Source organism: Leisingera sp. F5 (assembly GCF_001593695.1).
The window spans coordinates 1-3549 of sequence record NZ_LUKH01000227.1; the positions used below are offsets into that span (position 1 = coordinate 1).

Below are 3549 nucleotides of genomic sequence, written 5' to 3' on the forward strand. Positions count from 1 at the left end.
GAGCAAGGACGATATGGACCTGGCAAAGGCGCTGACCCTGCTCAGCCTGCCGCGCCAGATCGGCGACCACCCCGAAGGCGGTGTGATTGCCTCCAACTTCGGCCGCTTCGGCCCCTATTTGATGCACCAGCTGCCCGAAGAGGAAAAACCTGTCTACGCCAACCTCAAGGACCCCAACGACGTCTTTGAAATCGGCATGAACCGGGCGGTGGAACTGCTGGCGGAAAAGCGCGCCAATCCGGGCCGCCGCGGCAGCCGTGCTGCTGCCAAGCCGCTGAAGGAGCTGGGGGATCACCCCGACAGCGGTGGCGCCATCAACATCATGGACGGCCGCTACGGGCCTTACGTCAAATGGGAAAAGGTCAATGCCACACTGCCCAAGGACGTAGAACCCAAGGACGTGACCATGGAAATGGCGATGGAGCTGATTGCGGAAAAATCCGCAAAGGGCGGCAAGAAGAAGGCAGCGGCCAAAAAGCCCGCAGCCAAGAAAAAAGCAGCGCCTAAGAAGGCCGCAGCGAAAGATTGACAACCGGCGGCGTGGACTTGGGCGGGGTGCTCCCGCCGGTTCCAGGCGCATTGACATGCGCCCTCACCGTTGGGCCCGGCGCCGCTAACGCGGCGTGGACCATGTCCTGCGCGCTTCCTTCTCTGTTCTGCAGCGGGTCAAGGGCGGCTCTGCCGCTGCGTCAGCGGCTTGCCCTTGACGCGGCGCAGAACAGTTTCACTCTCGCGAATGCCCAAAAAGTGCATAGCTGCCCTTATTGGGCTTCTCACCAAGACTTTCTTTTGCGCCGTAGAGCGGCGCCACGCCCAAGGCTGATGGAGCATTTGCCAGAGGCAAATGCTCCGGGAAGGCGCGGGAGCCTCCCCTTCTCTGTTCTCCGTAGAAATACGTGCCCGTCTCCGTATTCATTGACTCTGCTCCAGCCGGCAGCCAGAAATCCCGCAACCGGCATACTGGGAGAACTCCATGAAGAAGGTATATTCCAACGCTGCTGAAGCGCTCAACGGGCTGCTTCACGACGGCATGTTCATCGCTGCGGGCGGTTTCGGCCTCTGCGGCATCCCTGAACTGCTGCTGCAGGCGATCAAGGACGCAGGCACCAAGGATCTGACTTTTGCCTCCAACAACGCCGGCGTCGATGATTTTGGCATTGGCATCCTGCTGCAGACCCGGCAGGTGAAAAAGATGATCTCGTCTTATGTGGGCGAAAACGCGGAGTTCATGCGCCAATATCTGAGCGGTGAGCTGGAGCTGGAATTCAACCCGCAAGGCACTCTGGCTGAACGCCTGCGCGCGGGCGGCGCAGGCATCCCAGGTTTCTTCACCAAGACCGGTGTTGGCACCGTGATCGCTGAAGGTAAATTCGAAAAACAGTTCCCTACCGGCCCCGACGGCGCCATGGAGGACTACATCATGGAGGAAGGCATCTTTGCCGACCTCGCCATCGTCAAGGCCTGGAAAGCGGACGAGACCGGTAACCTGGTGTTCCGCAAGACCGCCCGCAACTTCAACGCCCCTGCCGCCACCTGCGGCAAAACCTGCGTGGTTGAGGTTGAGGAAATCGTGCCCACCGGCTCGCTGGATCCGGATTCGATCCACCTGCCCGGCATCTATGTGCACCGCATCATCCAAGGCGATCACGAGAAACGCATCGAACAGCGCACCGTGCGCAAGCGGGAGGAAGCATAATGCCCTGGGACCGTAATCAAATGGCAGCACGCGCCGCGCAGGAGCTGCAGGACGGCTGGTATGTGAACCTCGGCATCGGCATCCCGACCCTGGTCTCCAACTACATCCCCGAAGGTGTGGAAGTGACCCTGCAATCGGAAAACGGCATGCTGGGCATGGGCCCTTTCCCCTTTGAGGGTGAGGAGGATGCTGACCTGATCAACGCCGGCAAGCAGACCATCACCGAGCTGCCGCAGACCGCCTATTTCGACTCGGCGCAGTCGTTCGCGATGATCCGCGGCGGCAAGATCGCGATGGCGATTCTAGGTGCGATGGAAGTGGCCGAGAACGGCGACCTGGCCAACTGGATGATCCCCGGCAAGCTGGTCAAGGGCATGGGCGGCGCCATGGATCTGGTGGCAGGCGTCGGCCGCGTGGTTGTGGTGATGGACCACACCAACAAGCATGGCGACAGCAAGGTGCTGAAGGACTGCACCCTGCCGTTGACCGGCAAGGGCGTGGTGGATCGGATCATCACCAATCTGGGGGTTCTGGACGTCGTGGATGGCGGCCTGAAGATCGTTGAGTTGGCGGATGGTGTCAGCGAAGACGATATCCGCAGCGCGACCCAGGCCACCCTGGTGGACTGATCCCGGATTAGACCTGATAATCAGGGCCCGCCGGTTTCCGGCGGGTCTTTTCTTTGCAAATCCGGTTGGCAGTCAAACCCCGGCAGCAGGCCCAGGCCGTGCGCGCGGACGCTGCGTGTGCCAGATAGCGCCTTCGGGCGGGTTGACGATTTCATACATGTAGACACGCTTATCGTACCAATTGACGATCTTCTCCTGGCCGTCTTCGAACACCACCACGCAATAACTGCCCATGGCCGGATCACAGCTGTCGCGGCCAAGCAGGGTAACGGTGACCGGATCCACCAAATGCCGGTTGAACAGTACAATCGCCTTGGTCTGCTTACCCGAAACATACAAAGCGCCAGCAAACAGGCCTGCGGCCAGCAGCACAAAACCCAGGCCCGAGAAATTCCGGAACGGGTTGACCTTTGCTAGTCCCGGAGCAAAGGCGACAAACACCATCCGCCCGAATATCCCGGCAAAAGCAATCAGGCCGAGCATTGCAAGTGTGCTGGTGGCCTCTTGCGAACCCGCGGCAAGAGCCGCCGGATCAATTCCCAAATCCAATTCCTGTCTCCAATCTCTCAAAGCCAAATGAAGCGGCTTAATCCTGTCAATTCCTGCACCATAGCGGCAGCGGCAGGAATAGGACAAAAACTTTGCAGAAAACACACCATTTCAAGACATTGCGGACAGGCGGCTGGCAGGCTGGCAGAACTCCAGTTATGCCCTGCTTTCGCTTGTCAAACTGATTTGAGTTGCCTGCCCCATCCTCCGCCAATATGAACAGACCGGTACACACAGAGATGGATTATGCGCCCGAACAAACGAGACGAATTGGTCAGCAAAGCCCTGGACGTGTTTTACCGCAGCGGTTTTCACGCGACAGGAATGGACACACTGGTCAAGGAAACCGGCGTGTCAAAGACTTCCATGTACAAGCACTTCCGCACTAAGGATGAGCTGATCATTGCTGTCCTGCAGCTGCGGGACGAGAACTTCCAAAACTGGCTTTATGGCCGTATGGAAAAGCTGTCGAACACACCGGCGGGACAGTTGATCGGTGCTTTCACCGCTCTAGGAGAGTGGTTCGCCAAGCCCGAGTTTGCCGGCTGCATGTTTGTAAAGGCCAGCTCCGAATTTCAAAACCATGCGCATCCGGTGTACCGGCAGTCCAGCGCGCACAAACAGATGCTGCTGGACCATTTCACAGCGCTGGCCCAATCAGCCGGGGTGCCTGAT

5 protein-coding genes are annotated in these 3549 nt (G+C 59.1%); 4 read left to right on the forward strand and 1 reads right to left on the reverse strand.

The window, feature by feature from the left end; translation table 11 throughout:
• The 3 genes from A2I95_RS27860 to A2I95_RS27870 form a co-directional block, all read left to right on the forward strand.
• Positions 1-529, forward strand: a 529-nt coding sequence (locus A2I95_RS27860) for a topoisomerase C-terminal repeat-containing protein (protein ID WP_291735141.1), incomplete at its 5' end; no start/stop codon positions are given.
• A gap of 444 nt (positions 530-973) precedes the next feature.
• On the forward strand, positions 974-1696 hold the full coding sequence (locus tag A2I95_RS27865; RefSeq protein WP_291735144.1) for a CoA transferase subunit A: 723 nt from the start codon (positions 974-976) through the stop codon (positions 1694-1696).
• Complete coding sequence (locus tag A2I95_RS27870) at positions 1696-2325, forward strand: 3-oxoacid CoA-transferase subunit B (RefSeq protein WP_027259855.1); 630 nt, start codon at positions 1696-1698, stop codon at positions 2323-2325. Before A2I95_RS27865 ends, A2I95_RS27870 begins: the two co-directional genes overlap by 1 nt.
• Before the next feature lie 72 nt (positions 2326-2397).
• On the opposite strand, the gene A2I95_RS27875 is transcribed toward A2I95_RS27870, so the two are convergent.
• Positions 2398-2874, reverse strand: coding sequence for a hypothetical protein (locus tag A2I95_RS27875; RefSeq protein ID WP_027259856.1), 477 nt, complete (start codon positions 2872-2874; stop codon positions 2398-2400).
• Between the two features lie 246 nt (positions 2875-3120).
• Between A2I95_RS27875 and A2I95_RS27880 the strand changes: the two genes are divergently transcribed.
• The coding region (locus A2I95_RS27880) for a TetR/AcrR family transcriptional regulator (protein WP_291735147.1) at positions 3121-3549 on the forward strand (429 nt) is incomplete at its 3' end.